At 67.5% G+C, this 729-nt stretch carries 1 protein-coding gene; it reads left to right on the forward strand.

The features are described from left to right. On the forward strand, positions 1 to 729 hold a 729-nt coding region (locus NPX02_RS21265), incomplete at both ends, for a hypothetical protein (protein ID WP_260296070.1).

Consider the following 729-nt stretch of genomic DNA (forward strand, 5'->3'; position numbering starts at 1 on the left):
GCCCTGGGCCATACCACCGCCTACGCCTACGACGGCCGCGACAACCGCACCCAAACCGTCGATGCCAACGGCCATGCCTCGCGTCAGGTCTGGGATGGCCTGGGCCGGGTGGTGGACACCATCACCCAGCAGAACGGCCAGGAGATCCACGAGCGCAAGGCCTATGACGCCTACGGCAACCAGGTCTCCATCACCGACGGCGAAGGGCGCGTGACCAGCCAGGTTTACGGCGCCTTCGGCCGCGTGATCGAAGAGATCGACCCGGGCGGCCGCCAGACCTTCTACGAGTACGACGACCAGGGTCGCCTGGTCCGTGAGTACGCCGCCACCGGCCAGGACATCCGCCGTAGCTACGACGATGCCGGCCGCCTGCTCGAGGTCCACGACCTGGGCACCGGCGTCAAGACCGTCTACGGCTACGACCTGGCCGGCCAGCGCCTGGCCGAAGATATCGACAGCAACGGCGACGGCCTGTTCGACGCCAGTGCCCACGAGCGCAGCATCCGCTACGAATACGACGCCATCGGCCAGATGGTACGCTGGGTCGACAGCGTCACCGGCCTGCACACCAACTACCAGTGGGATGCCGCCGGCAACCTGCACCGCGCCTACACCGACCTGGGCTACGACCCGGACAGCGAAGGCCTGGACGCCAACACCCGCTTCGTCGACCACCGCTACAGTTACGACGGCAACAACCAGATCACCCGGATCGACCAGCGCGGCGCG

The organism is Sedimenticola hydrogenitrophicus (genome assembly GCF_025175675.1).
Taxonomy (GTDB): Bacteria; Pseudomonadota; Gammaproteobacteria; order Chromatiales; family Chromatiaceae; genus Sedimenticola; species Sedimenticola hydrogenitrophicus.